21 protein-coding genes and 1 pseudogene are annotated in these 23028 nt (G+C 58.7%); 10 read left to right on the top strand and 12 right to left on the bottom strand.

Going from position 1 to position 23028, the window contains the following annotated elements:
• Positions 1 to 614 precede the first annotated feature (614 nt).
• The 4 genes from DBP26_RS04550 to DBP26_RS04535 all read left to right on the top strand — a co-directional run bounded on the left by DBP26_RS04550 (position 615) and on the right by DBP26_RS04535 (position 3319).
• Positions 615 to 896, top strand: coding sequence for a phage antirepressor N-terminal domain-containing protein (locus DBP26_RS04550; protein ID WP_108576119.1), 282 nt, complete (start codon positions 615 to 617; stop codon positions 894 to 896).
• A gap of 480 nt (positions 897 to 1376) precedes the next feature.
• Positions 1377 to 1904 (top strand): ATP-binding protein, encoded by a 528-nt coding sequence (locus DBP26_RS04545; protein WP_108236050.1) that lies wholly within the window; start codon positions 1377 to 1379, stop codon positions 1902 to 1904.
• 1 nt (position 1905) lies between these two features.
• Complete coding sequence (locus tag DBP26_RS04540; RefSeq protein ID WP_108236051.1) at positions 1906 to 2949, top strand: N-acetyltransferase; 1044 nt, start codon at positions 1906 to 1908, stop codon at positions 2947 to 2949.
• Positions 2927 to 3319: an ASCH domain-containing protein gene (locus DBP26_RS04535; protein WP_108236052.1), complete on the top strand. Its 393-nt coding sequence runs from the start codon at positions 2927 to 2929 to the stop codon at positions 3317 to 3319. The genes DBP26_RS04540 and DBP26_RS04535 overlap by 23 nt, the downstream gene beginning before the upstream one ends.
• A 255-nt stretch (positions 3320 to 3574) precedes the next feature.
• Here the strand turns inward: DBP26_RS04535 and DBP26_RS04530 are convergent.
• Positions 3575 to 4463 (bottom strand): annotated as a pseudogene (locus DBP26_RS04530) (IS66 family transposase); the annotation flags it as partial.
• 492 nt (positions 4464 to 4955) lie between these two features.
• Between DBP26_RS04530 and DBP26_RS04525 the strand changes: the two are divergent.
• The 4 genes from DBP26_RS04525 (at position 4956) to DBP26_RS04510 (ending at position 8080) form a co-directional block, all read left to right on the top strand.
• Positions 4956 to 5309: a hypothetical protein gene (locus DBP26_RS04525; RefSeq protein WP_108236053.1), complete on the top strand. Its 354-nt coding sequence runs from the start codon at positions 4956 to 4958 to the stop codon at positions 5307 to 5309.
• A 120-nt stretch (positions 5310 to 5429) separates the two neighbouring features.
• Positions 5430 to 6761: an SPFH domain-containing protein gene (locus DBP26_RS04520; RefSeq protein ID WP_108236054.1), complete on the top strand. Its 1332-nt coding sequence runs from the start codon at positions 5430 to 5432 to the stop codon at positions 6759 to 6761.
• A gap of 433 nt (positions 6762 to 7194) precedes the next feature.
• A complete protein-coding gene (locus tag DBP26_RS04515) occupies positions 7195 to 7593 on the top strand; it encodes a DUF3597 domain-containing protein (protein WP_108236055.1) in 399 nt (132 codons plus the stop codon).
• A 226-nt stretch (positions 7594 to 7819) separates the two neighbouring features.
• The gene (locus tag DBP26_RS04510; protein WP_108236056.1) at positions 7820 to 8080 is read left to right on the top strand and encodes a DUF2790 domain-containing protein; all 261 of its coding nucleotides are present in this window, start codon (positions 7820 to 7822) and stop codon (positions 8078 to 8080) included.
• A 189-nt stretch (positions 8081 to 8269) separates the two neighbouring features.
• Here DBP26_RS04510 and DBP26_RS04505 read toward each other — a convergent pair whose 3' ends face one another.
• The 4 genes from DBP26_RS04505 to DBP26_RS04490 form a co-directional block, all read right to left on the bottom strand.
• A complete protein-coding gene (locus DBP26_RS04505) occupies positions 8270 to 9604 on the bottom strand; it encodes an MFS transporter (protein WP_108236057.1) in 1335 nt (444 codons plus the stop codon).
• Positions 9605 to 9736: 132 nt separating this feature from the next.
• The gene (locus tag DBP26_RS04500) at positions 9737 to 10672 is read right to left on the bottom strand and encodes a hydroxymethylglutaryl-CoA lyase (protein ID WP_108236058.1); all 936 of its coding nucleotides are present in this window, start codon (positions 10670 to 10672) and stop codon (positions 9737 to 9739) included.
• Positions 10669 to 11862, bottom strand: coding sequence for a CaiB/BaiF CoA-transferase family protein (locus DBP26_RS04495; protein ID WP_108236059.1), 1194 nt, complete (start codon positions 11860 to 11862; stop codon positions 10669 to 10671). The genes DBP26_RS04500 and DBP26_RS04495 overlap by 4 nt, the downstream gene beginning before the upstream one ends.
• A 105-nt stretch (positions 11863 to 11967) precedes the next feature.
• Entirely contained in the window at positions 11968 to 12876 is a 909-nt protein-coding gene (locus DBP26_RS04490) for a LysR family transcriptional regulator (RefSeq protein WP_108236060.1), read from the bottom strand.
• Positions 12877 to 13148: 272 nt separating this feature from the next.
• Between DBP26_RS04490 and DBP26_RS04485 the strand changes: the two genes are divergently transcribed.
• Entirely contained in the window at positions 13149 to 13469 is a 321-nt protein-coding gene (locus DBP26_RS04485) for a hypothetical protein (protein ID WP_108236061.1), read from the top strand.
• Between the two features lie 136 nt (positions 13470 to 13605).
• The gene (locus DBP26_RS04480; protein ID WP_108236062.1) at positions 13606 to 14355 is read left to right on the top strand and encodes a transporter substrate-binding domain-containing protein; all 750 of its coding nucleotides are present in this window, start codon (positions 13606 to 13608) and stop codon (positions 14353 to 14355) included.
• Positions 14356 to 14408: 53 nt separating this feature from the next.
• Here the strand turns inward: DBP26_RS04480 and DBP26_RS04475 are convergent, their stop codons facing one another.
• From DBP26_RS04475 to DBP26_RS04445, 7 genes are all read right to left on the bottom strand, one after another.
• Complete coding sequence (locus DBP26_RS04475) at positions 14409 to 15368, bottom strand: zinc-binding alcohol dehydrogenase family protein (protein WP_108236063.1); 960 nt, start codon at positions 15366 to 15368, stop codon at positions 14409 to 14411.
• A gap of 38 nt (positions 15369 to 15406) precedes the next feature.
• On the bottom strand, positions 15407 to 15580 hold the full coding sequence (locus DBP26_RS04470; protein ID WP_108236064.1) for a DUF1427 family protein: 174 nt from the start codon (positions 15578 to 15580) through the stop codon (positions 15407 to 15409).
• Between the two features lie 171 nt (positions 15581 to 15751).
• Positions 15752 to 16528, bottom strand: coding sequence for a helix-turn-helix transcriptional regulator (locus DBP26_RS04465; protein ID WP_108236065.1), 777 nt, complete (start codon positions 16526 to 16528; stop codon positions 15752 to 15754).
• A 186-nt stretch (positions 16529 to 16714) separates the two neighbouring features.
• Entirely contained in the window at positions 16715 to 17983 is a 1269-nt protein-coding gene (locus tag DBP26_RS04460) for an OprD family porin (protein ID WP_108236066.1), read from the bottom strand.
• 254 nt (positions 17984 to 18237) lie between these two features.
• The gene (locus DBP26_RS04455) at positions 18238 to 18417 is read right to left on the bottom strand and encodes a hypothetical protein (protein WP_256601057.1); all 180 of its coding nucleotides are present in this window, start codon (positions 18415 to 18417) and stop codon (positions 18238 to 18240) included.
• Positions 18418 to 18617: 200 nt separating this feature from the next.
• Positions 18618 to 19724: an agmatine deiminase gene (gene aguA / locus DBP26_RS04450; RefSeq protein WP_108236068.1), complete on the bottom strand. Its 1107-nt coding sequence runs from the start codon at positions 19722 to 19724 to the stop codon at positions 18618 to 18620.
• A gap of 208 nt (positions 19725 to 19932) precedes the next feature.
• Positions 19933 to 22851, bottom strand: coding sequence for an aminotransferase (locus DBP26_RS04445; RefSeq protein ID WP_108236416.1), 2919 nt, complete (start codon positions 22849 to 22851; stop codon positions 19933 to 19935).
• Positions 22852 to 23028: the final 177 nt, after the last annotated feature.

Genomic DNA, 23028 nt, shown 5'->3' with positions numbered 1-23028 from the left:
GAAGGAGCGATAATGTGTCCACCATGTCTCCGCACATGTGTCCACCATGTCTCCGGTCTATACACCCCCAGACGTGGCAGGGGGGGACGGCGCGCGCCAAGTGAAGCAGTGGCACGTCCCCCCACCCATACTTCGCACCGCTTTGGCGCATTGCCGCCGCCCCGCTCCCGGCTTACTTGCAATGCCACTCAGGCAGCGCAGAAATGCACTCGCTAGGAGGTTGGAGCTCCCGGTTTATATGGGGCACAGCCCACTCAGTCGTTGATGGAGATGCTGGGAAAGGTAGGATTAATTGGGTCTTTTCATGCTGACAGGCGAAAAACTTTCAACCTGTCCAGCGGCAGTTTTGCCGCGTAGTCAGACTGGTTTGATTCGCCCAATTCAGCAAATCAAGCTCTGGATCAGTAAGGAATGTTCAATAAATGCGCAGTTGACGCTCGTGCGGCTTGGTGGCGAAACCGTTGTGCGGGTTTACCGGGACAACGAGCCCTAGGTGGCAATGCGACCGATCGTTGAGATATGGGCTTTGGCTAGTCTGCCCAGCGGATCAAAATAGTTGAACGCTTCGGTTTAGCTGTGTCGGAAATCGACATAACTGGTTCAGATGGAAAGCAATGCAGCATGACCTGCCTCCCGCTTCGCAAGCTTGCGGGCTGGCTTTATTCAGCAATGCGAACAAAGTCGTGCGTGAGCTGCGCGATAAGATCATCCAGTATCAAGAAGAGTGCGACGAGTTTCTGTGGCGCCACCGGACGAAGGACCGGAGCCAGTACATCGCGCATCTGGAAGATGCGCGCCGCAAGGGTTCGACCCCCGTAGGGCGTCAAGCGCAAAGCACGGGAGGGCATCAACTTCAAACAATTGCTCATCCAGCAGGAACAAGCGCACAGCATTGAAAAGCTGCTTGATGCAGCCACCGGCGCCTTTGAATGCCAAGGCCTACACAATCGGCTGCGCCAAGTGAACGACGCGCTGAGCGTACCAATGCCACCACCGGCACCTCGTCTGTAGGTGATTCGACAAACCGAGGCATAAAGATAATGGTTATGCCTCTGCGCTGCTTCAACACCCTCAGAGCCGAGCCAGTTGTTACCATAATAGTGACAACTGCCTTTCTATCCCTGAGATTCGGTCCCATTCTCAGCCAACCCCGCAAGCCCCCCCTTCTTTCAGAGTTAGGCGCACGACTTTCACAATCTGATTTGCGGCATATCGGACGAGTTAGAGCGCGACGACTCATCCTAGGGCATTAGGTAACAGATCAACTATTCTGTAGCTGTATCCCCGCACTCCTCACCAGCCCGCTGTCAAAGCTCTAGCCAATTGAATTCCGGCTGTGGTATTAATCGGATCAAATCAGTGAGCAGGGAGGCTTTATGACGGTGTTCGTAGCTGGAATTCATGGCGTTGGAAAAACATATCTATGCGAATCATTTTCCAAAAGCACAGGGGTGAAGCACCGCAGTGCAAGTTCGCTAATACGCGCAGAGCGAGAACATGCGGACTGGGGTGTCAACAAATTTACCCGCGGGATTGATGAAAACCAGAGCGCGCTAATTGCCGCTGTCCGTAGATGCTTGAGCGACTCCCCATACCTACTACTTGACGGACATTTTGTACTAAAAGACTCGCAAGGCAATCTCGTAAGATTGGCAACCGACATATTCGAATCCCTTTCAATAACTGCGGTGATACTTGTAGAAAACTCCCACGAAACTATCGCCGCGAGATTGGCCGCGCGCGACGGAACTTTGCATCCGGGAGACATAAATGCCTCCATGCTCGCAGAGCGTCAACAGGCCAATATCATTTGTGGGATCCTTGGTATTCCACTTATTCAACTCACCGCACCAACCCTCGAAGAATTCAACCACATTGCTGCACCTTTATTTAGGGAGTATTGAGATGGAACTTGAGCAGAAAAAATTTAAAACCATTAATTTGTCTGATAGCTTTTTCGACTCTTTGAAAGCAGCCTACTCAGAGTTTACCGATTGGTTTGTTAGCAAGTCAGAGCAGTCAGCATATGTGTTCGAAAACGAAGAAGGAATTCAGGGTTTTCTTTACCTGAAAACAGAAGACGGCATAATCGATGATGTAACTCCACCTCTGCCTCCCAAAACCAGAATCAAAGTGGGCACAATGAAAATCAATGCACACGGCACGAAGATGGGCGAGAGGTTCGTGAAGAAAATTCTTGACCACGCCGTACATTCTTCAGCCGCTGAAATCTATGTGACCGTTTTCGAGGAGCACCAAGGGCTTATCCGACTTTTAAATCGATATGGGTTTAATTCTATCGGACACAAGCACACAAAGAACGGAACCGAGCAAGTGATGTTAAAATCTCTAGAGCTGCCTTTTGATAATTTTTATTTGAGCTATCCAAAGGTAAACCTGCGAAACGCAAACTGCTATGTGCTCTCGCTTTGGCCAATGTGGCACACAAGATTACTACCTGACTCGATGCTGAGAAATGAACGAAGTGACATAGTCGAAGATGTTTCAAGCGCGAATAGCATTCATAAAGTCTATCTTTGCGCGATGAAAGGAGTGGAAGTTCTGAAACCAGGTGACGTGATAGTGATTTACCGTACATCGGATGATCAAGGTCCCGCACATTACCGATCAGTCGCCACATCTATTGGGGTTATTGAAGACTATAAAAATATTCATGAATTTTCTACCAAAGAAGAATTCTTTAGATATTGTCGTGCCCATAGCGTATTCAATCACGCCGAGCTTGAAATGTTCTGGAAATCAAAAAAATACTTCCATGTTTTCAAGTTTACGTATAATATCGCCTTCAAAAGGCGTGTTAACCGCGCTACCCTCATTGAAGAGTTGGGCCTATCATCTCCTTACTGGGGATTTTTTAAGATATCCGATAAACAGCTGCAATCCATTGCAGCCAAAGGAGAAGTGAATGAAGGTCTTATTGTCAATTAAACCAGAGTATGCCGAAAAAATTTTGGCAGGGACCAAAAGATTTGAGTTTCGCAAAGCTATTTTTAAAAATCCTAGTGTAAAGACAGTTGTCATCTATGCCACCTTGCCAATCGGCAAGGTGATAGGAGAATTCGATTTCGATGTAGTCTTATCTGATAAGCCAGAAAAAATCTGGCAGGAAACCAAGAAGCACTCGGGCATTAGCAAAAAATTCTTTAGCAACTACTTCGATGGCCGCTCAACCGCACATGCCATTGCAGTCCGTGAAGTGCGTCGATATGACATGCCCCTAGATCTCATTGACATCATACCGAGTGGATGTGCGCCTCAGTCCTTTTGCTATTTGAATGAGTCGACGGGCATTCGGTAAAACGTTGATTCAGCTCACTTCAATGAGAGTGATTCGCCCAAGGCTAAGGCGCCGAGTCCAAACAGTTTGGAAGCCACTACCTGCATAGTCGTGTATCGCTTGCTTCGACGCCCCCGCAAAAAAATATCTGTCGCTGTCGTGCCGCACCAAATCTGCCGCCACTCTCTGTCGAATCCCCGGACATTCGGACCCAATCTCAGCCAGATCCGTGTACGCGATCCATAAACCCCACCTGCCCAACAGCGAGTTAACCGTTTACCGTGGCATCTCTGGCGAGCAGTTCCATAGTAGCAGCGCTTCGTAGTCTGCTACCGACGACGCTTGCGGCAGACGCTCAAGTACGTGGCGCCGCCACGTGTGAGGCTCCTGACCGGTGACCTTCTCGGTCTCGACCAGACTATAGGTCTTCATGCTAGCTCTGGCGCCGTTGACAGTATCGCTGAACAGCCAGGCCTTGTGCCCTATGACAGACGGCTTAATCGCTCTTTAGGCCGCATTGTTGTCGATGGGCAAGTAACCCGCTTCGACATAGCGCTCCAGCCGACTCCGGTTGTTCGCCAGATAATACACCGCTTTGCCCAGCGGACTTTGTGCCGTTACCTGCGACTGGGTTTTATCCAGCCAGCTTTTCAGTTGCGTCAGGGCCAACAGGCTTTTCTCCTACCGACCGATAAACTGCTATTCATCGCTGACGTCCTCGAACTCGCGTTCGATGCCATAAAGCTTGTTGATTATTGCCAGAGCGATATCGGCCCGCCCGGCTTTACCCTTGGGCTGCACCTTTTGCGCGTCCAGTAACTTGGGTCGCGCATGGGCCAGGCATGCAAGTCGCTCGATGCTTAGCCGCAGCGCAAACGCGTCATAGCCGACATAATCATCGGTCATGACATAGCCACGATTACTTTCCAGCAATCGCAACGGCACGTCCTGCGCACGCTGGAAGTGGAGTCAAACAGCACGACTTTCGATCTAGGGGGCCGCTGGCTTGCACCCACATCCAGGATTGACTGGTCGGTCTCGATCCGGCTCTTTCAACAGCTGGACACGAGGCTGCCTCACAGCCACGGCAACCGTAGACCTTACGGCTTTGTTTGATGACACAGATCTGCATCGGCACAATGTCCAGTTGCTCGCTGGTCTCTTCGCCGTCGGAAGTCGACAGGTTTGGGGGGTGGATAGACTTTTTCGACTTTGGCGTCGGGGCGCATCATGGCGGCTAGCTCCAGAGAGAAATTGAGAGCACAGCATTGGCGATCAGCTTCGCGCTTTGAATGTGGGGCTCACGGGGCGTTTACACACAACCGACACATCCCCCCACAAAACAAACCAGATCCTGTAAGACGCTTCTGATTTTTGCCGCTATCCTCCCCGCGCGTTGCGGTTCTTGGGATCACGGCATACCCTCCTCGCGTCGCTGGTTCAGCGGCCGGTTTTGACAGACCGAATCCACCGAGAAGCAACATTCGTTATACGTCCTGCGAGCCGTCGGATCGCGTGGACCGCTATGGCGGCTGTATGTGGGGCACTTTCATGTGCGCCAGGTTCTTTGGTGACTGGTCTGTCAACCCGCGTACAGCTGCCACCCATTCTGTTTGACAGCGGAGGGTGTCGGCTTCACTCACCAAGGAATGTAGCCATGATCCAATCCACCCCCCACCCACCCGAAACGCCGGTCACTCAATCAACCCCGTTCGGCGTCAATCTCGGTAGCCACAGCCTCTTCAACGTCCAATCCGGCATCCGGGTCGATGACGCGTTGGTGCTGGTCTCGGAATTTCTCAGTTGTGCTGCCGCGACCGCCTATGAGTCGGCCGACAATTGCACTGCGGAGTTTCGCCCGTTGGCTCGGTCTGTCGTGCATCAGATCGAGGCGGCCAAGGCGCTGGTTGAGGCGTCGCTGGCGGGGTTGGCGGTCAGGCCGACTGACCCGTTAAGTCGCAACGCCAGTGAGTCGTGGTCGTCGTTGCCATCTGTGCACAGGAACGTTTGACCCGTTGTAGCGCGCCTCTTGTAGCAAAGAGGCATGCCCCACGCGTCGTTCAGATTCTTCCGACAGACTCGCTGAGCCAACGCTGAAAAGATGCGCCCCTCGTTCGCAAGGGGCCTGACGATGCTGAAGCTCGATAAGAATCTGCTGAAATACCTGCTGCCGCCTTTGGCGGCATTGATCGCCATTCCGTTGTTGTTCACCAGCGTCTTTTTTTACAACGAAGCGGGTTACATGACCCATGTGCGAACGATCTTCGGTGACGAGAAGATCGTCGACGACGTGGGTTATTCCACCAAATGGTTCGGGCGCGCCACGCCGTGGAAGAAGGCGGTCAGCGTGCAGTCGGTGCTGGTTATCGACAAGGATGACAGGAACCCGGAGAACGACGCGTTGGGGGCAACGATCGAGGCATTTCCGATCGTGTTTTTGGGCAACGTGGATGCGAAGGTCGAGTCGTCTGCACGGTTTCGGCTGCCCAGCGGCGCTGCGTTCCTGACCATCGCGCAGGAATATCGCAACCCTGACAACTTCATTCGCACGGCCTTGCTGCCTGCCATCAAGGAAACGCTGCAAGCCACGGCCTCGCTAATGACGGCCGATGACTACTACGCCGGTGCACGGAGTGAGTTCGCCGCGGAGTTCGAGAACCAGCTCAATGAAGGCCTTTATCTGATCAAGCGTCGAGAGGTTCGCGGGCCGAGGGGTGATCTGCCCAAGCAGACGGCGATTCTTCAGGCCGGTACCGATCAAGGCAACTACGGCAGCAACACCGCCAGCCAGTACGTCACCGAGAAGGTGGTGGACAGCAAGAACATCCCGATTCGCAAGCAACAGCAATTCCGCAAGTTTGGGGTGGAAGTGGTCGAAGCACGGATTACCAATACCGACCCGAACCCTCAGTACAAGCAGCGTATGGTCAAAGTGCAGCAGGCGCTTGCAGAGCTTGCCGTTGCGCGGCAGAACCGTTTGAAGGAGGAGGAAGAAAAGCGTCTGGTGACCGCACGCGGAGAGAAGGAGGTCGAAGCCAAACGGCAGGAGACCTTGCGCGATCAGATCGAGCGCACTACGCAGGCTGAAACCGAGAAGCAATTGGCGGTCATCAATGCCGAACGCGAGCGCAGTCGGGCGGAGATCGAGAAGCAGACTGCCGAGTTGCTACGGGATAAGGCAACGACGATGGCACAGGCGACCACCATCACCGCGGATGCCGAAGCCCATGCCCGCGAGGCAACCATCAAGGCCGACGGGGCTTTGCAGTCCAAGCTCGATGCCCTCGTAGAGATCAATAAAGCCTGGGCACACGCTGCGGCTCAGGCGCCCGTGCCGAGTGTCACCATGGGTGCCGGGCAAGGGGGCGCAACGGGGCGTCAGGATGAGTTGAATCAGTTCATGAGTGTCTTGGCCACCAAGGCGGCGCGGGATCTGGCGATCGACTTGAAGGTCGTCAAATGACATTTGGATGTGGGCGTTAGAGGTTTCGCGCCGAAGCGACCGCTGTCCTGTTCTTCACGGATGGGACGGCACCACTCATCTGATAGCGCCCACGTCGCTCCGTTAACCGGAACTGATGCCTGCGCCGATGACTCAAGTGAATAGCGGCCGTGCTCGACGTTGACTGCGCTGCCCCGATTATTGAACTGCTGACGCACCTGGCAGTGACGATCCCATTTCCAGCGATGGAAGCCGTTTTGACCGTCCTCTCATTGCATCGCCCATGCGCTGTACCGCGTGGTGCCGAGGCATTTCCAGCGTTTGCAGGCTTCGGTACTCGGTGTCGGTTCAACCACGTCAGTCGTCGCGAACAGGGGATGACGCGCTTGTAATCACTGGCGGTTTGCCTGTGGTCATCACCCGGACTGAACGATCACTCACGAAAGGAATTGTCATGAGCTTTTTCAATAAGATTCTGGATGCCTTGGGAATCAAACATGCCGAAGCCAGCACACCGACCCCATCTGATCCGACCGTCGCGCCGCCCTCTGGAACGGTGCCTCCTGCTCCGGGCACCGTGACCCCAGCCACCGGAGCGCCGGTGGATGTCACCGCCAAGCTCGAGGCGCTTTCCGCGCAGCATCCGGGCTTGAACTGGCGGACCTCCATCGTCGATCTTCTGAAGTTGCTGAACATCGACAGCAGCCTGGCCAATCGAAAAGAGTTGGCCCAAGAGCTCGGGTATACCGGTTCCACGGAAGACTCCGCCGCAATGAATATCTGGCTGCACAAAGCCGTGCTGGCCAAAATCTCGCAAAACGGCGGGGAGGTTCCTGCTGAATTGCTGCACTGATTGAGGAAATACGGCGCACGGATGCTTCGCCATCCGTGCGCCGTATTTTTTTGGGGGGATGACGAGCAGGTTTGTATCGCTGTGTATCTGAGCGCCACATTGATACGCGCGGTTGCGTTCATCCCCGTTCAACGACACATCCGGTATACGTGCGGGGCGTTAAATGAACCCAACGAGACGGCACAGAGCCTCTCGAACACACTCATTCAACGCAAGGAGACACCCCATGAACTGGAAAAACCTGACTCTCGCTTCCCTGTTCGCTGTTTTCAGTCTGGCCGCTGTCGGCGCCAATGCAGCCGACGCCGTGAAACCCCATCAGTACATGTACGGCGATCATCTGGACATTGCCAAGGTGTTGTCGGTGAACGAAGGCAGTGCTTCGTGCGGCGTGGTCAATGCTCAACTGACTTATCTGGACTCGATGGGTCAGAAGCAGGCGGTCGGCTACCGGACCATCGCGCAGAACTGTGCCCAGGACAACTGATGGCAACGTGTGAAGCGATTTCGGCGTGGGTGGCGATCGCCATGACGTCACCGCCGGAATGCGAAGCGTCGCCTGTTTTTGCCCGAGCAGCGTTCAACGCGCACGCCGATCAACGTCTACAAATCCTGCAAACACCGCCTCCTTGATGAATGCGTGGCTTCATCGGGGAGTTGGTGTTTGCAGGAAAACTCAATGCTCGCTCTTATCCAGCGTGCGCAATTTCTCTGGCAGCGCCCACAGCAACAACCCAGCCGCGATCACACTGGTGACACCAATCACGTACAGCGCAGGCGTGGTGCTGCCGGTCATGTCTTTGATGCTGCCGACCATGATGGGGCTGACGATGCCGCCGAACTGCCCCAGCGTGTTGATCAATGCGATGCCGCCCGCCGCGCCCGCGCCAGCCCCTGCCAAGAGTTTGGGCGGAAGGGTCCAGAAGGCCGGGATGGACGCTACGATACCGCCGCCCAGCATGGCCAGCGAGAGGATCAGCAGGCTGGTGTGCTGAGCGAAGATGCCGGCACTGAAGAAGCCGATGGCGCCGAGCACGACGAGGCCACAGACGAATTTGCGTCGCTCGCCACTGGCATCGGACAGGCGACCGACGACGACCATGCTGATGGCCCCGCAAATATAGGGAATCGAAGTCAGCAGGCCGATCACGACCGGGCTGTCGACGCCTGCGCTACGAATCAGCTGCGGTGCCCAGAAGTTAAGGCCGTAGGACGCCACCTGAATCAGGAAATAGATCAGGCCGAGCATCAGGAAGCCGGGCATTTTCAAGGCCGTCAGCAGCGAGCCGTGCTTGTTGGGTTCGTGCTGGGCAATACGGCTGGAGAGGTAGGTTTTTTCCGAGTCGGTCAGCCACGGGGCGTCCTCGACACGGTCCTTGAGGACCTTCAGTACCGCCAGACCGAGCAACACGCAGGGGACACCGCCCAGCAGGAACAGCCAGTGCCAGCCGCGCATGTGCATCACGCCATCCATTTGCCCCAGCACCAGGCCGGAGATCGGCGCGCCGAGCAGGCCTGCGAAAGCAGAGGCCAGGAACAGCGTCGAGGTGATGCGTCCGCGGTAGGTTTGCGGGAACCAGAGCGTCAGATAGAACAACACGCCCGGCGCGAAACCGGCCTCCATGGCGCCGATGATGAAGCGCAGCACATAGAACTGCCAGTCGGCATTGACGAACACCATCAGTGCCGTGGCGACACCCCAGGAAATCATGATGCGGGCGATCCAACGGCGGGCGCCGACCTTGTACAGCATGATGTTGCTCGGCACCTCGAACAGCACGTAGCCAATGACGAACAGGCTCGCACCCAGGCCGTAGGCGGTGTCGCTCAAGCTCAGGTCGGTCTGTAGCTGGAATTTCGCGAAGCTGATGTTGATGCGGTCGAAGAAGGCGAACAGGTAACAGACCATGATCAATGGCATCAAGCGCCATGCCACCTTGCGGATCAGCGCCTTTTCGGCATTCACAACCTCGGCGAGGCTGCTGTTCGGGTTCAGAACAGAGATTGTCATTGCGGTGAACTCCAGTTGGACTGCCCAAGGGGCGCCCTATTGTTTTTGTTGTCTGGACGAGCACGCGGCGAGGCGTGTTCGTTCGGGTAGATCTCATCTCCTGTAGGAGCGCGCTTGCTCTGGGGGGTTGTGTTAACTCAACCCGACCGGTGCAGGATGCAGATCGCAGTTGCGCCCGGCCTTGGCAACCTGGCCCGGCATCTCATGACCGAGCAGTGCAGGGAGACGGCGAGACAGGGTCAGCAGATGAGGCAAGTCAATGCCAGTCTCGATGCCCATTTCGTCACACAGATTCACCAGGTCCTCGGTGCAGATGTTCCCCGACGCACCTGGCGCGAATGGACAGCCGCCCAACCCTCCGAGGGAGGCATCGAAGCGTCGCGCACCGGCTTCATAGGCCGCCAGCACGTTGCTCAAGCCCAGGCCGCGCGTGTTGTGGAAGTGCAGGGTCAGCGCGGAGGCAGGAAGACGGGTCAACACCCGCTGCACCAGACGATGCACCTGCCGCGGGTTGGCCATTCCAGTGGTGTCGGCGAGGGAAACGCCTTGCATCCCCAACTCCAGGTAGGCGTCGACGAACTGCAGCACACGGTCTTCATCGATCTTGCCTTCGAAGGGGCAACCAAAGGTCGTGGCGATGGAGCCGTTGAGCGTGACCTCGCTGCCTGCCGTGAATGAGACGATGTCGCCAAATGCGCTGAGTGACTGCTCGCAACGCATGCGCATGTTCGCCAGGTTGTGAGTCTGGCTGGCGGACATGACCAGGTTCAGCTCATCGGCGCCTGCGGCCATCGCGCGCTCCGCGCCTTTGAGATTGGGGATCAACGCCACATAGATCACGCCGGGCTGGCGCTGAATGCCACGGAACACCTCGTCCCCATCGCGCAGCGCCGGGATGGCTTTCGGCGAAACAAAAGAACCGGCTTCGATGCGGCTGAAGCCGGCCAGAGAAAGTTGGTTGATCAGGTCGATTTTGTCAGCGGTTTCGACCCAGGTCGGCTCGATCTGCAGGCCATCGCGGGGCGAGACCTCCTGGACGATCAGACGCTCTGAAAAGTCGGTAATCATTGCACCACCCCATCGGTCTTGAGTTGCGCGATCTCGGCAGCCGTCAGCCCCAGGGCATCGAGCACGCTGTCGGTGTGTTGGCCCAGCGCCGGGCCCTGCCAGTTCACCGCGCCAGGTGTCTCAGACAGCTTGGGTACGATCCCTGGCATCTTGACGCTCGCGCCGCCCGGCAAATGGGCGTCGAGGATCATTTCACGCGCTTGATAGTGCGGGTCGGCGACGATATCGGCGACGTTGTAAATGCGGCCCGCCGGGACTTCGGCACGCTCAAGCACCTGTAGCACCTCATCGATGGGCAGGCTGGATGACCAGGCGCTGATCGCGTCGTCGAGCAGCTCGCTCTGTGCCGCACGGCCGTCGTTGTGAGCGAATTCGGGCGCTTCAGCCAGGTCCGGGCGACCCATGGCGTGCATCAAGCGCTTGAAGATCGGGTCGCTGTTTCCGGCAATCACCACGAACGCACCTTCGGCGGTCGGGTAGGTGTTGGAAGGCGCAATACCCGGCAAGGCGCCACCGGTACGTTCACGCACGTGGCCCAGCATGTCGTACTCGGGGACCAGGCTTTCCATCACGTTGAACACGCTTTCGACCAGCGACACATCGACGATCTGGCCATCGCCCTGTCCGGTTTTCACGCGCAGCAGAGACATCAGTGCGCCCATGACCGCGTGCATGGAGGCCAGGGAATCCCCCAGGCTGACGCCAACGCGTGCGGGCGGCGAACCCGGTGTGCCAGTGGTGTAGCGAATGCCCCCCATGGCTTCGCCGATGGCACCAAAGCCCGGGCGGTCACGGTAGGGGCCGGACTGGCCATAGCCGGAAATACGCACCAACGTGAGCTTGGGGTTCAGGGCATGCAGGACATCCCAACCCAGGCCGAGCTTTTCCAGCGCGCCAGGGCGCAGGTTTTCGATCAGCACATCAGCGCCCTCGGCCAGGCGCTTGACGATGTCGATGCCTTCGGAGGATTTCAGGTTCAGCGAAAGGGATTTTTTGTTGCGTGATTGGAGGTACCACCACAGCGAAGTGCCTTCGTGCAGCTTTCGCCATTTGCGAAGTGGATCGCCTTGGCCCATGGATTCGATCTTGATGACCTCAGCACCGAATTCGCCCATCAGACGGGCGGCGAAGGGCGCTGCGATAAGTGTGCCGATTTCGATGACGCGCACACCGCTCAGTGGGCCAGACATAACGCATACCTCTGTGTTTCTTGGAATTTGAGCCAAGACTAGAGGACCGGCGTTCGATAAATCCAACCGTTTGTGGGCAAGGGCCGTTCGCGAAACGCGAACGCTTCATCGGTGTTGCTGAAGGTGCTCGAACAGCAACTGGCTGACCGGCGAGAGTGCCGCCGTGTCGCGCACCACCAGAATCAACGTGCGCTGTGCCCAGGCGTCGCTCAATGCCACCGCTGTCAAACCCAGCGGCGTCCCGAGCAATTCGAACGCCTTGCGCGGCAACACGCCGATGCCCATGTTGGCCTGAACCATGCGACACATGGCGTCGAATCCCGGTACATGAATGCGCACCCGCAGCGGCACGCCATGGGAACGTGCCGCCGTGTGGGTGCGCATGTTGATCGAACTGGCCGCGTGCAAGCCGATGTGATCGCTGCCCAGGGTTTCTTCGAATGCCACGCGCTTACGCCGCGCCAGCGCATGGTCCGGGCGCATGACCACCACCAGTTCGTCTTGGCGATAAGGCACGCTGTGCAGCCCTTGAACGTCGGTGTCTTCCGAACAAATGCCGATATCCGCCACGCCGTCGATCAGCCCCTGTACGACACCGTTGCTGGGGCGCTCCTCCAGGTCGATTTTCACCAGCGTGTGATGCGCGGTGAAATCGTGCAGGTCCTCGGGCAGGAACTGAATGATCCCCGAAAGGTTGGCCAGCATGCGTACATAGCCGCGCATGCCTTGCAAGTGCTCGTCGAGCTCCAGCCCCATCTTCTCGAGGTCGGAAAGCATGCGGCGGGCATGGTGCAGCAGCGTTTCGCCCGCGGCCGTCAACAGCATGCCCTTGGCGTTGCGCACGAACAGGCCAATGCCCAGGACCTCTTCCAGCTCCATCAGACGCTTGCTCGCCGCCGACGTGGCAATCGCTTCGCGCGCCGCCGCCCGGGTCAGGGTGCCTTCTTCGTAGACGGCCACGAACAGTTTGAGGGTAATCAGGTCGAGGCGACGGATGAGGTTCTTGTGCAACATGCCGAGGTCCCATTGGCCAGGCGAGGCCCCGAAATATACACATCCGCTGGCCGCTGCGCCGCAAACCGACGAATGAACTCCCAACCACAGGGGTGTCTGAGTCCCGTATTGCCCGCGCTCACGCCAGTGACGGCCCGCACCCAAGGATTGATACACGGCCTCCCCCTCCCCGATCACGCTGCCTTCGAGTAACGTATAGCGATGCCCAGCGGGCCATCGCCTCATTCAATCAGGCCAGGGCCCGTCACCTGAAACACGAGAGAAGACTTACCGTGCACAAAGTCCGATTGATCAAATACGTCTGGACCCATCAGACCCCTGAAATCTCTTCTGAATGGTCCAAGCTGTTGTACGAAGTCGAATTGCCGTTCGTGCCCTTTCATGGTTTGAGCATTCAGTTGCCCGACCAGCGCGCCTGGCGAATCCGGGACGTGGAGTGGAACGTCGAAGAGCAGACCTTTCGTTGCCACATCGAGGACCAGTTCATGAATCTGCTCGATGTCGACGACTCGTACGAGGACTGGATCGACATGTTGCTCGAATGTGGATGGGAACTGAGCGGCCGTTACACCAACGAGCACAACAAGACCTGACCTGGGATGAAAGCAGTTGCGCGACTGAATGCTGCACCTTGACCGGCAAAACTGTTCAACTGCTGCCAGACTGATGCGTGAGCCAGGCAGACCGCCTGCCTAGACGGGTCTGATCATTACCTTGAGCACTGCTGCCATGAAATGGATGTCCAGCATTCCCCGTTTCGCGTTCGCCGTGTTTCTGGGAGGGTCGTCGATTGCCTCTGCTACGCCCGGGGTCGATGTTTACGTTGCCGAAGCGCCGCCCCTGACGATGGCCGATCACGACGGCCAACACGGTATCGTCGGTGACATCGCGCTCAAGGCCATGGCGCTGGCCGGTTATTCGCCGAAACTGCTGTCTCCACCCTGGCCGCGCGCCCAGCGAGAGGTCAGCGCCGGGCGCGACCTGCTGATCGCCCCGTTGACCCGCATCCAGAGCCGTGAAGACCGCTTCACGTGGATCGCGCCGGTCCTGACCATGGACCGCAGTTTTTTCAGCCTCACCCAACGGGTGAACAGCTTCGAAGACGCAAAACGGACGTTCAAGCTGATCGCCGTCGGGCTGGGCAGCGCTCAGGAAACCCGACTGCGCGATGAGGGTTTCCTCCCCTCACAAATCTACCCCCTCAAGATCGGCGAAAACCCGGCGCAGATGCTGCTCAAAGGCCGGGTCGACGCGTGGTTCAACGGTGTGCCGGAAACACGCTACATCTGGAAACAGGTGAGCGATCGGCCGCTGGTCATGAGCCCGGTGATGATGACGGCCGACTTGTACCTGGCCTGTTCGAAAAACTGCGACCCGGTGATGGTGGAAAAGTTGAGGGCAGCCCTCAAAACCCTGCATGCCAACGGCAGCAGTGAGCGGATCGAGGCCGGGTATATGAAGGGTTTGCCGGTGTGGTGAGCAAGGCTGGCGACAATGGCTTCGAGGGCCCCGCGCCAGCACGCTGAGAACGGTCAGGGGATCAGGATGACCTTGTCGGCGCCGCCTTGATTGACTTCGGCGTACCGGGCCAACCCTTCCTCGATAGGCGTTTCCACCAAGCCCTCGGGCAGCGGCAGCTTTCCTTCATCGAATAACCGGCCGAATTGCTCCAGCATCCGCGCACAGGCCTCGACGCCGTACAGCAACGAGTTGATGCCCACCACCGAACCGCCTTTTCGGTACAGCGCCAGCGCGGGCAGTTGGACGTGACCGTCGACCGGTGCCGCAATGATGGCGATCCGGCCGAACGGCGCCAGCGCCTGAACGGCTGCGGGCAACCAGAAGCCGGTGGTGTCGAAGATGACGTCCGCGCCGCCTTCGAACACCTCCGCCACTTGCGCAGCCAATTCTTCAGGCTTGCCTAACGCAATGGCCTTGAAACCTTGCGCGTTGAGTGTCTGCACCTGTTCCGGACGGCGCACGGCCGCCAGTACTTGAGCGCCGCGCACTTTAGCCAGCGCGATGGCTGCGCTGCCAACGGCGCCATTGGCCCCGATCACCAACACGCGAGTCTGGCCGTCTACCCGGCTTCGCTCCAATGCATCCCACGCGGTGGTGTACGGCACGCCGAGGCTGGCGGCCTGAGCGAAACTCAGGGACGAGGGCTTGAGCGCCACGCCGCTCGCAGGCAGCGTGATGTAACCGGCGTGCGAGCCGTCGCGGGAAAAGCCGATCTTGTTGCCGGTGCCCCACACTTCCTTGCCCATCAGGTCATCAGGGCCCTGAATTACCACACCCGCAAAATCGCGCCCTGGCACGCGAGGCAGTGTGGTGTAGGGGAATCGCCCGAGCACGTTCTTTACGTCGCTCGGATTGAGGCCGGCCGCCTTGACCTGCACCAGTACCTCGCCTTCGGCGGGGACCGGTGTCGGCAGTTCCACGACCTCTAGAGCAGCCAGGTCGCCGGTTCGGGAAAATTGCAGTGCTTTCATGGTGTTTACATCCTGAGAAGAGACAGAAATCGTTCGAATCACGAAATCAGAGTGGCGACCCATTGGCGCCCCATGGGCCAGAGCTTTTCGCCCGCCTGCATGCCCAGCAGGCCGACCAGCGCCACCAGCGGTGGCGCGGGCGAGCGGAAGTCGAGGGCGCCGTAAAGCAGGCCGACGGCGATGCCGATTGCGAGAGAAATGATGTAGCTCATGACGAACTCCGGTGCAGTGCGGCGTGCGGCGATGCGTGGCACGACGGCGTTTAGCGATGACCAGAGTGTAAGAAAAGGCCGGATGCGCTACCGGCCAAGTACTTCTGAATTTCGGACAGGCTCAAGCGCAAGGCAGGCCCGGTAGACAGGGCTGACCTCACACGCAAGGCGTCAATCTGATTGTTCACCGAGCGGGTACTGGGAAGGCGATACCCCCAGTTCACGACGGAACATGTCGCTGAAGCTGCTGGGCGAATACCCCATGGCGCGGGCGATGGTGCTGACCGGGACCCCCTGGATGATCTCGGCTACCGCCGTGGCCAGTTGCACTTGCCGGCGCCACTCGGCGAAGCCCATGCCCAGCACGCTCTGGAACAGACGAGACAGCGTCCTGACGCTGGCCCCGGCATTCTCCGCGTGCTGCTCGAAGGGCACATCGATCGAAGGCTCGACCATCACGGCATGGCAGACATTCATCAACCGGCGATCGCTCTCATCCGGCATCGGCACCTTCAACAACGAACGCTTGGCGCGCTTGAGTTCCAGCAAGGCGAGCCGCACTAACGCATCGTAATATTCCGAATCCTTGCCCTGCTCGGCCACCAGGCTGACGATCAGCTCACGCAGCAGCTTTGCGACTTCGAAGACCTGAACCGTGTTCTCCAGGGTCTGCGCCAGCGCCGGGCGCAGGTAGATGTTGCGCATTTCCAGATCGGAAACCACGCGGATGCCATGAGGCACGCCGGGCGGCAGCCAGACGGCACGCTGGGGCGGCACCACCAGCGCCTCGTTTGGCGTTTCGACCCACATCACACCCGACATGGCATACAGCACCTGGCCCCAGTCATGCTCATGGGGTTCGATATAGAGCCCACGCGGATACGTGCGCGACACCCGTTGCACGGGAACGGCGGTGTCAGTGAGGTCAGGCGGTGCGGCGAGGGCCATGGGGTGACCAGTCAGCGGTGGAATGACGCCATGTTAGCGATGTAACGCCTCGGATGACAAAGGCCTCAGGGTAAAGCCTCGATCACCCGCTTCATGGCGTGCAGCTTTCATAGGCGCACAAAACAAAACGCCCTGATCTCTCGATCAGGGCGCTAACTGCAGCTTCAGCTCAACTGCCGTTCAACATCAGAACACGTTGATCGGGTAATCGATGAAGATACGGGTTTCGTTACCGCCAACGTTGTAGTTGGAAGCATTGTCCGAAACGCGCAGCCAGGAGTTGCGCAGGCGCAGCGACAAATCTTTGGCCGGGCCGCTTTGAACGACGTAGCTCAACTGGCTGAACAGCTCGTGCTCGTCGCCATCGCCACGGTTGGTGCCGTCATCGATGTTGTCGCCACGCACGTAAGCGACCTTGTAGCTCAGGCCTGGGGTCACGACGCTCGACAGGTTGACGCCGTAGCCCAGCTGCCAGGAACGCTCGTCCTTGCCGTTGAAGTCCGACCAGTAGGAGTTGCTCAGGTAGATGGTGTTGCCGCCATCGCTGAAGCCGCCCGCGTTACGGTAGCCGCCGTAGTTGTAGCCGGTTTCACCCGTGCTGCGCTGGTGCGCGATGGTGAAGGAGTGGATACCGGTTGCCCACGTGGCTGCCAGGCTCCAGATCTTGTTGTCGCGGGCATCGTCGACAGCGATGTCGCGGTCCAGCTTGGTCTTGTACCCGTTGAAGTCGAAGGTCAGCGACTGATCCTGCGGCAGCACGAAAACGTAGTTCAGGTTCACGTACTGCTTCTTGAGGGTGTCTTCGTCATCGGAGGCGTAGAACGCCGCACTGAAGGCGTCGGTGAATTTGTAGCTGGCGCCGTAGACGTTGATGCTTTTCAGGTCACCGCTGTCGCGGCCTTCGGCACTCTTGCGGGTCTGCGCGGTGAAGCGGCCCGCGACCAGCGTCAGGTCTTTGATCTCCTTGGAGGTGATCATGGTACCGGTGTAGGTTTCCGGCAGCAGGCGGGAGTTGTCGTAACTCAGGACCGGCAGTTCCGGCATCATGTCGCCGTATTTCAGCTCGGTGTTGGAAACTCGGAACTTGACCGCACCGCCGAAGCGCGCCAGGTCGTCGGCCGCGTTACCGCTGTCGCCCTGTTTGAAGAAGTCGATACCGCCCGCGCCGCTTTTGCCTTTACCACCGTCCAGGCGAACAGCGTACAACCCGAACGCGTCGACGCCGACGCCGACAGTGCCCTGCGTGAAGCCGGACGAATAGTTGGCCATGAACGCCTGGCCCCATTCAGCACGGTCTTGAGGGCCGCCTTTGTAATCGCGATTGATGTAGACGTTACGCAGATTGACCTTCAGGCTGCTGTCTTCGACGAACCCTTTGGCGTCTGCCTGGCCGTCCGCCATAGCGTGGCTGGCGGCGAAGATGCTCAGGGCGAGCAAGCCGATGCGCTGTTTCATGTTGTTGTCCTTATGTGCAGATTGATCGCGCGCTGTGGCAAAAACCCGGGCAGGTCATTGCGTCTCCCCAGACTGCTGACAGTCCCGGAAGCCCGCACGAAATCATCGCAGTGGACTACTGATGCACGTACATGGCGCTAGGCCACAGGCGGTGGAGGCGCGAATGCTATCCGCGGCATGCAATGCTGTCAATTTGATGAACGCCGAACCGACAGACGAAAAAGCCTCCCCAGACCTGGGAGAGGCCAATCGCGTCAGTTCTTTAGAATGCCCAGTAATGCTTCCAGCTCGGCTTCATTGAGCAGCCCGGAGGGGTAGCGCTGGGTCAACATGGCCCGGTAGTCCGGTAATTGTGATTTTTGTGCCTGGGTTATCCGTAACCAGTCCGCCATCATCTGCCGTGCTTCATTGCTCGCAGACAAACCTCGAGTCACACGCGACTCCTGACCTGCGTTCATAGGGATAACCTCTTACGTCTAGGACTGCGAAATCTAATCAGCTTTTGTTACAGACGGACGAATGCGGTAACCCTTTGGCGACCCGCTTCGGCGTTCAGGCAGGCAAACGAGAAATCGCTACCCACAAAAAAGCCCGTCGTCCGACAGGCTTTGATGACAGCAAGAAGCGAACCAACTCAACCGTGGCGAGGCGCCGGTTGCTGTTGGGTCAGGCAATGGATATTCCCGCCGCCCAGCAGCAGTTCCCGGCCGGGCACCATCACCACTTCGTGTTCGGGGAACAGGCGCTGCAGGATCTGGCGAGCGGCGTCATCCAGCGGGTCGTCGAAGCTCGGCGCAATAATGCCGCCATTCACGATCAGGAAGTTCACATAGGAGCCGGCGAGGCGCACCGAAGGGTTGCGTTCCTGGCTGCCGTGCACCTGATCAACGCCTGCGCACTCCTCTTCCGTGGCGAACAGCGGGCCGGGAATGGGCATTTTGTGGACGACGAACGGTCGACCCTTGGCGTCGCGGGCATTCTCCAGCACCGCCATCGCGGCCTGACACCGTGGGTAGTTGGGGTCTTTCGGATCATCGGTCCAGGCCAGCAGCACTTCACCTGGGCGCACGTAACAGCAGAAGTTGTCCACATGGCCGTCGGTTTCATCGTTGTACAGGCCATCCGGCAGCCAGATGATCTTCTCGACCGACAGATGATCGCGCAGCACCGTCTCGATCGCTTCGCGAGACAGATGAGGGTTGCGGTTGCGGTTGAGCAGGCACTCTTCGGTGGTGATCAACGTGCCCTCGCCATCGACGTGGATCGAGCCACCTTCGAGCACGAACCCTTCGGTGACGTAACGTGGGCAACGTTCGATTTCGAGGACTTTGCTGGCCAGTGCCGCGTCCAGATTCCAGGGCGAATACAAGCCTCCATCAAAGCCGCCCCAGGCGTTGAAACCCCAGTCCACACCGCGCACTTCACCTTGGTCGTTGATGACGAAGGTCGGTCCGGTATCACGCACCCAAGCGTCATCGTTGCTGATTTCCACAACACGAATGTTCGGCACATCCAGGCGCGCCCGGGCGTTGTCGTATTGCGCTGCGGACACCGCGACGGTTACCGGCTCGAAGCGGGCAATGGCCTTGGCGACGGCGACATGGGCCGTCTGGACCGGTTTCCCACCAAGCCGCCAGTTGTCCGGACGCTCCGGCCAGACCATCCAGGTCTGCGTCTGCGGCGCCCACTCGGCGGGCATGTAGAAGCCATCGGCGCGGGGGGTGCTGTTGAGTGTAGTCATCGGTCAGGACTCCAGTGAACCGTCAGGGTGAGAGGCCGTACGGGTGCGAGATGGCGCTCGCGGAACCGGCCGGGGGCCTTTATAGCCGTTAAATATCGAACTTGAAAGGCCTGGGCGGCCAAAATCTCTCTAAGATCGTCACAAATTTCCGATAATCATCGAACTCAAAGAACATTGGACCGAGAACGATGCTACCGATTCCTGGGTATCAGTCTTCCAGCTCGCTTAGCACTTTCGATACGCTGTCGACAAAGAAATCCACGCTGCGACGCGTGGTGACCATGGGCGGTTTGATCTTCAGGATGTTGAGATAATCGCCGGTCGGCTGCATGAAAATACCCAGCTCGCGGAGGCGATCGCACAAGTAGGCGGTTTCCTCGGTGGCAGGCTCCAGTGTGTCGCGGTTGCGCACCAGTTCCAGGCCGAGGTAGAACCCTGAACCGTGGGCCGCACCGACCAGCCGGTGTTTATCGATCAAGGCTAATAGGCGTTCCTTGAAATAACCGCCGACAACGCGAGCGTTTTCCCACAGTTGCTCATCCTCCATCACATCCAGCACTGCCATGCCGATCTGACAACTGACAGGACTGCCTCCCGACGACGAGAAGAAATACCCCTCAGCCTCCAGCGCCTCGGCGATTTCACGCCGGGTGATGACGGCGCCCAACGGGTGGCCGTTGCCCATGCCTTTGGCCATCGTGATGATGTCCGGCACAACGCCTTGCTCTTCGAACCCCCAGAAATACTGACCCAGTCGGCCATACCCGACCTGGACCTCGTCGGCGATGCACACGCCGCCCTGAGCGCGGACCTTGCGATAAACCTCCTGCAGATACCCCGACGGCAAGGAAATCCCGCCAGCGTTGCCGTATACCGGCTCGCAGATGAACCCTGCCAGTTGGCGGCCCTGTTCGCGCAGCCGGGCCAGGTGCGCGTCGACGCTCTTCAAGTAGAACGGCGTGCTGTCATTGCCACGGGCCTCGCCGCGATAGGTGTTCGGTGCGACCACTGGGTGAACCCAGTCGGGGCGGGTGCTGAGCGCTTGCGGGTTATCGGCAATGGAGGTCGAGATCGCATCCGTCGCCACCGACCACCCGTGATACGCCTCCAATACGCTCAGCACATCTCGCCCACCGCTGTAGGCCCAGGCCAGGCGAATGGCCAAGTCGTTCGCCTCGGTGCCGCTGTTGACCAGAAACACCCGGTCCATGCCTTCGGGCGCAAGCCCCAGCAGGCGCTCGGAGAACTCGGCAATCGCCGCATAATGAAAACGCGAATTGGTGTTGAGCAACGACCATTGCCGCGCCGCAACCTGGGCCATCCGCGGGTGTCCGTGGCCCAACACCGCGACGTTGTTGAGCATGTCCAGATAGGACCGCCCTTGCATGTCGATCAGGTGGTTGCGCCAGCCTCGCTCGATCTGCGGCGGGGCTTCGTAGTAGTGCTTCTGGGAGCGGGCAAAACTGGCGTCCCGACGAGCCAGCAGTTGCGCAGCACTCACCGGCTCCGGCGCGTCACACTCGAACCCCAGCAGCCCCTTCGGCGATGGGCACAAGGCCCGCCACGCGGCGGCGCGCGAAGGGGTCGCGAACAGCGGTGGGCTGACGTCCCGCTCAGTGCACAACTGCACGACGAGCGAACCGCCGCCTTGCCCGATCACATCACCCGCTGCGAATTCCACGCCTGTGTCGAAGTCCGTTCGCACGCCCCACACACGCAGCGTCAGTTCAGCACCCACCAGCGCCAGCGCGCCGTCCGCCGTGTGCCTGAGTGAACCGTGGAAAGGTGCGTGCACCGCGGTGCCGTGAGGAATTTGCACTTCGACATGCAGCGCATAGGTGTCGGGCTCGCGGGGGCTGTCAGGCAGCGTCCGGGACAGCCGGTATTCGCCGTAGCGGCTGGTCGCCAGCCCATGATGCTCCGCAGCCTCCTTGAGCAGACGCTCATCGATGCCGCTTTGCTCCCAGTTGCCCGCAGTGAACAGGGTGCTGAGCACGCCGAGGTCGACGGTCTCGAACGTCCGGCCTTTCAAGTTCGGCAGTAAGGACGAAAAGGTGTGATCGAAAGGCCGTGGTTGAGTCAGGCCCACCGAATCGAGGATCGCGGCTTCCATCAGTGCCATGGGCACCGAGGTCGCGACATCGAAAATATTCCATTCGCTGGCGAGGTTGGCCTGAATGTAGGCGTTATCAGGCTCGATACTCGCCTGCTGTTCACTGCTGAGCACCAGCACCGCTGCGCGCGCGACGATGAGCGGCCACAAGGCCTTCAACTCCTCGGGCAGCAGCGGATTGATTGCGTGGTAAGCCCAAATGGCCTGCAGGATGTAGAACGGGTCGCCGTCGGCGTGATGCAGCAAGGCAGCGCACGTCACGGACAAATCGGCAATGCGCCAAGTGCTGACCAGATCACCGAAATCGATCAATCCTTGAAGTTGCCACATCGAGTGAGCGTCCCGCGCCCAGACCACGTTGTATTCGGTGATGTCCATGTGGATCGCCTGCACGGGAAGTGATGCGATCAATGGCAGCAGTCGGGTGCGGGCTTCTTCTGCCGCGTTGGCAATACAGGCACGCTCGTCCTCGCTATCGATGACCGGCAGCAAGTGCTTGATCAATGCGCTGGCGTGTCGCGGGTCCCACTGCAAGACGCGCTCAAGGCCCGGGTGCGAGAATGTGGCCAGCGCGATATCTACCTGAGCGCAGAGTTGCGCCAGCCCAGCCACCACGGAATGGCTCAAGTGCTCGACGTGCGCGATGGATTGCCCTTCGATGAACTCCAGCAGGCGGGCATGGACGCTCAGGCCATCCACCTGCACGGATAGCAGGTCTTCACCGTTGGTTGCGGGCCGGATCGCCGGCACACGTACCCCTGAATGGGCGGCCAAGTGTCTCAGCGCCGCGTGCTGGGCCTTGAGCTCGACAGCGGAGTAATCGCCATGACAAATCTTCAGCACGAAACGTGGCCGCTCCCCAGTGTCGAGCAGGAAGTTACGGTCTTGATGACTGCCCAGCTCCTTCAACGCACCGCTCAACCCGTAATGCGTCGACAACAGTTCGGCGGCCTGGGCAAGGTTGATTTCCGGGCATGGCAGGCTTGAGCGACGAATCAGGGTGGCAAGCGGCATGGGCAGGGCCTCGACGGTGAAGATGGCCAGCAATATCGCCAGTTGCCGGGGGCAGAAGCAACCCCGCAGGGCCTGACTTAAAGAAAAGCCATGGGTAATCGATAGATAGAACAGGCGTTACGCTGATGAAACAGTTGCGGCGGTTTTATGACGCAGCACCGTTACGGTCATCAATTA

Source organism: Pseudomonas sp. RIT409, from assembly GCF_003052515.2.
Classification (GTDB): Bacteria; Pseudomonadota; Gammaproteobacteria; order Pseudomonadales; family Pseudomonadaceae; genus Aquipseudomonas.
This window is presented reverse-complemented; position numbering and strand designations above follow the sequence as displayed.

Coding starts and splice junctions, on each gene's coding strand:
- DBP26_RS04510 (WP_108236056.1), top strand. CDS start 7,820: ATGAACTGGAAAAACCTGACTCTCGCTTCCCTGTTCGCTGTTTTCAGT.
- DBP26_RS04465 (WP_108236065.1), bottom strand. CDS start 16,528: ATGGCCCTCGCCGCACCGCCTGACCTCACTGACACCGCCGTTCCCGTG.
- DBP26_RS04460 (WP_108236066.1), bottom strand. CDS start 17,983: ATGAAACAGCGCATCGGCTTGCTCGCCCTGAGCATCTTCGCCGCCAGC.
- DBP26_RS04505 (WP_108236057.1), bottom strand. CDS start 9,604: ATGACAATCTCTGTTCTGAACCCGAACAGCAGCCTCGCCGAGGTTGTG.
- DBP26_RS04535 (WP_108236052.1), top strand. CDS start 2,927: ATGAAGGTCTTATTGTCAATTAAACCAGAGTATGCCGAAAAAATTTTG.
- DBP26_RS04495 (WP_108236059.1), bottom strand. CDS start 11,862: ATGTCTGGCCCACTGAGCGGTGTGCGCGTCATCGAAATCGGCACACTT.
- DBP26_RS04445 (WP_108236416.1), bottom strand. CDS start 22,851: ATGCCGCTTGCCACCCTGATTCGTCGCTCAAGCCTGCCATGCCCGGAA.
- DBP26_RS04540 (WP_108236051.1), top strand. CDS start 1,906: ATGGAACTTGAGCAGAAAAAATTTAAAACCATTAATTTGTCTGATAGC.
- DBP26_RS04520 (WP_108236054.1), top strand. CDS start 5,430: ATGCTGAAGCTCGATAAGAATCTGCTGAAATACCTGCTGCCGCCTTTG.
- DBP26_RS04550 (WP_108576119.1), top strand. CDS start 615: ATGCAGCATGACCTGCCTCCCGCTTCGCAAGCTTGCGGGCTGGCTTTA.
- DBP26_RS04490 (WP_108236060.1), bottom strand. CDS start 12,876: ATGTTGCACAAGAACCTCATCCGTCGCCTCGACCTGATTACCCTCAAA.
- DBP26_RS04500 (WP_108236058.1), bottom strand. CDS start 10,672: ATGATTACCGACTTTTCAGAGCGTCTGATCGTCCAGGAGGTCTCGCCC.
- DBP26_RS04525 (WP_108236053.1), top strand. CDS start 4,956: ATGATCCAATCCACCCCCCACCCACCCGAAACGCCGGTCACTCAATCA.
- DBP26_RS04470 (WP_108236064.1), bottom strand. CDS start 15,580: ATGAGCTACATCATTTCTCTCGCAATCGGCATCGCCGTCGGCCTGCTT.
- DBP26_RS04475 (WP_108236063.1), bottom strand. CDS start 15,368: ATGAAAGCACTGCAATTTTCCCGAACCGGCGACCTGGCTGCTCTAGAG.
- DBP26_RS04515 (WP_108236055.1), top strand. CDS start 7,195: ATGAGCTTTTTCAATAAGATTCTGGATGCCTTGGGAATCAAACATGCC.
- DBP26_RS04545 (WP_108236050.1), top strand. CDS start 1,377: ATGACGGTGTTCGTAGCTGGAATTCATGGCGTTGGAAAAACATATCTA.
- aguA (WP_108236068.1), bottom strand. CDS start 19,724: ATGACTACACTCAACAGCACCCCCCGCGCCGATGGCTTCTACATGCCC.
- DBP26_RS04480 (WP_108236062.1), top strand. CDS start 13,606: ATGAAATGGATGTCCAGCATTCCCCGTTTCGCGTTCGCCGTGTTTCTG.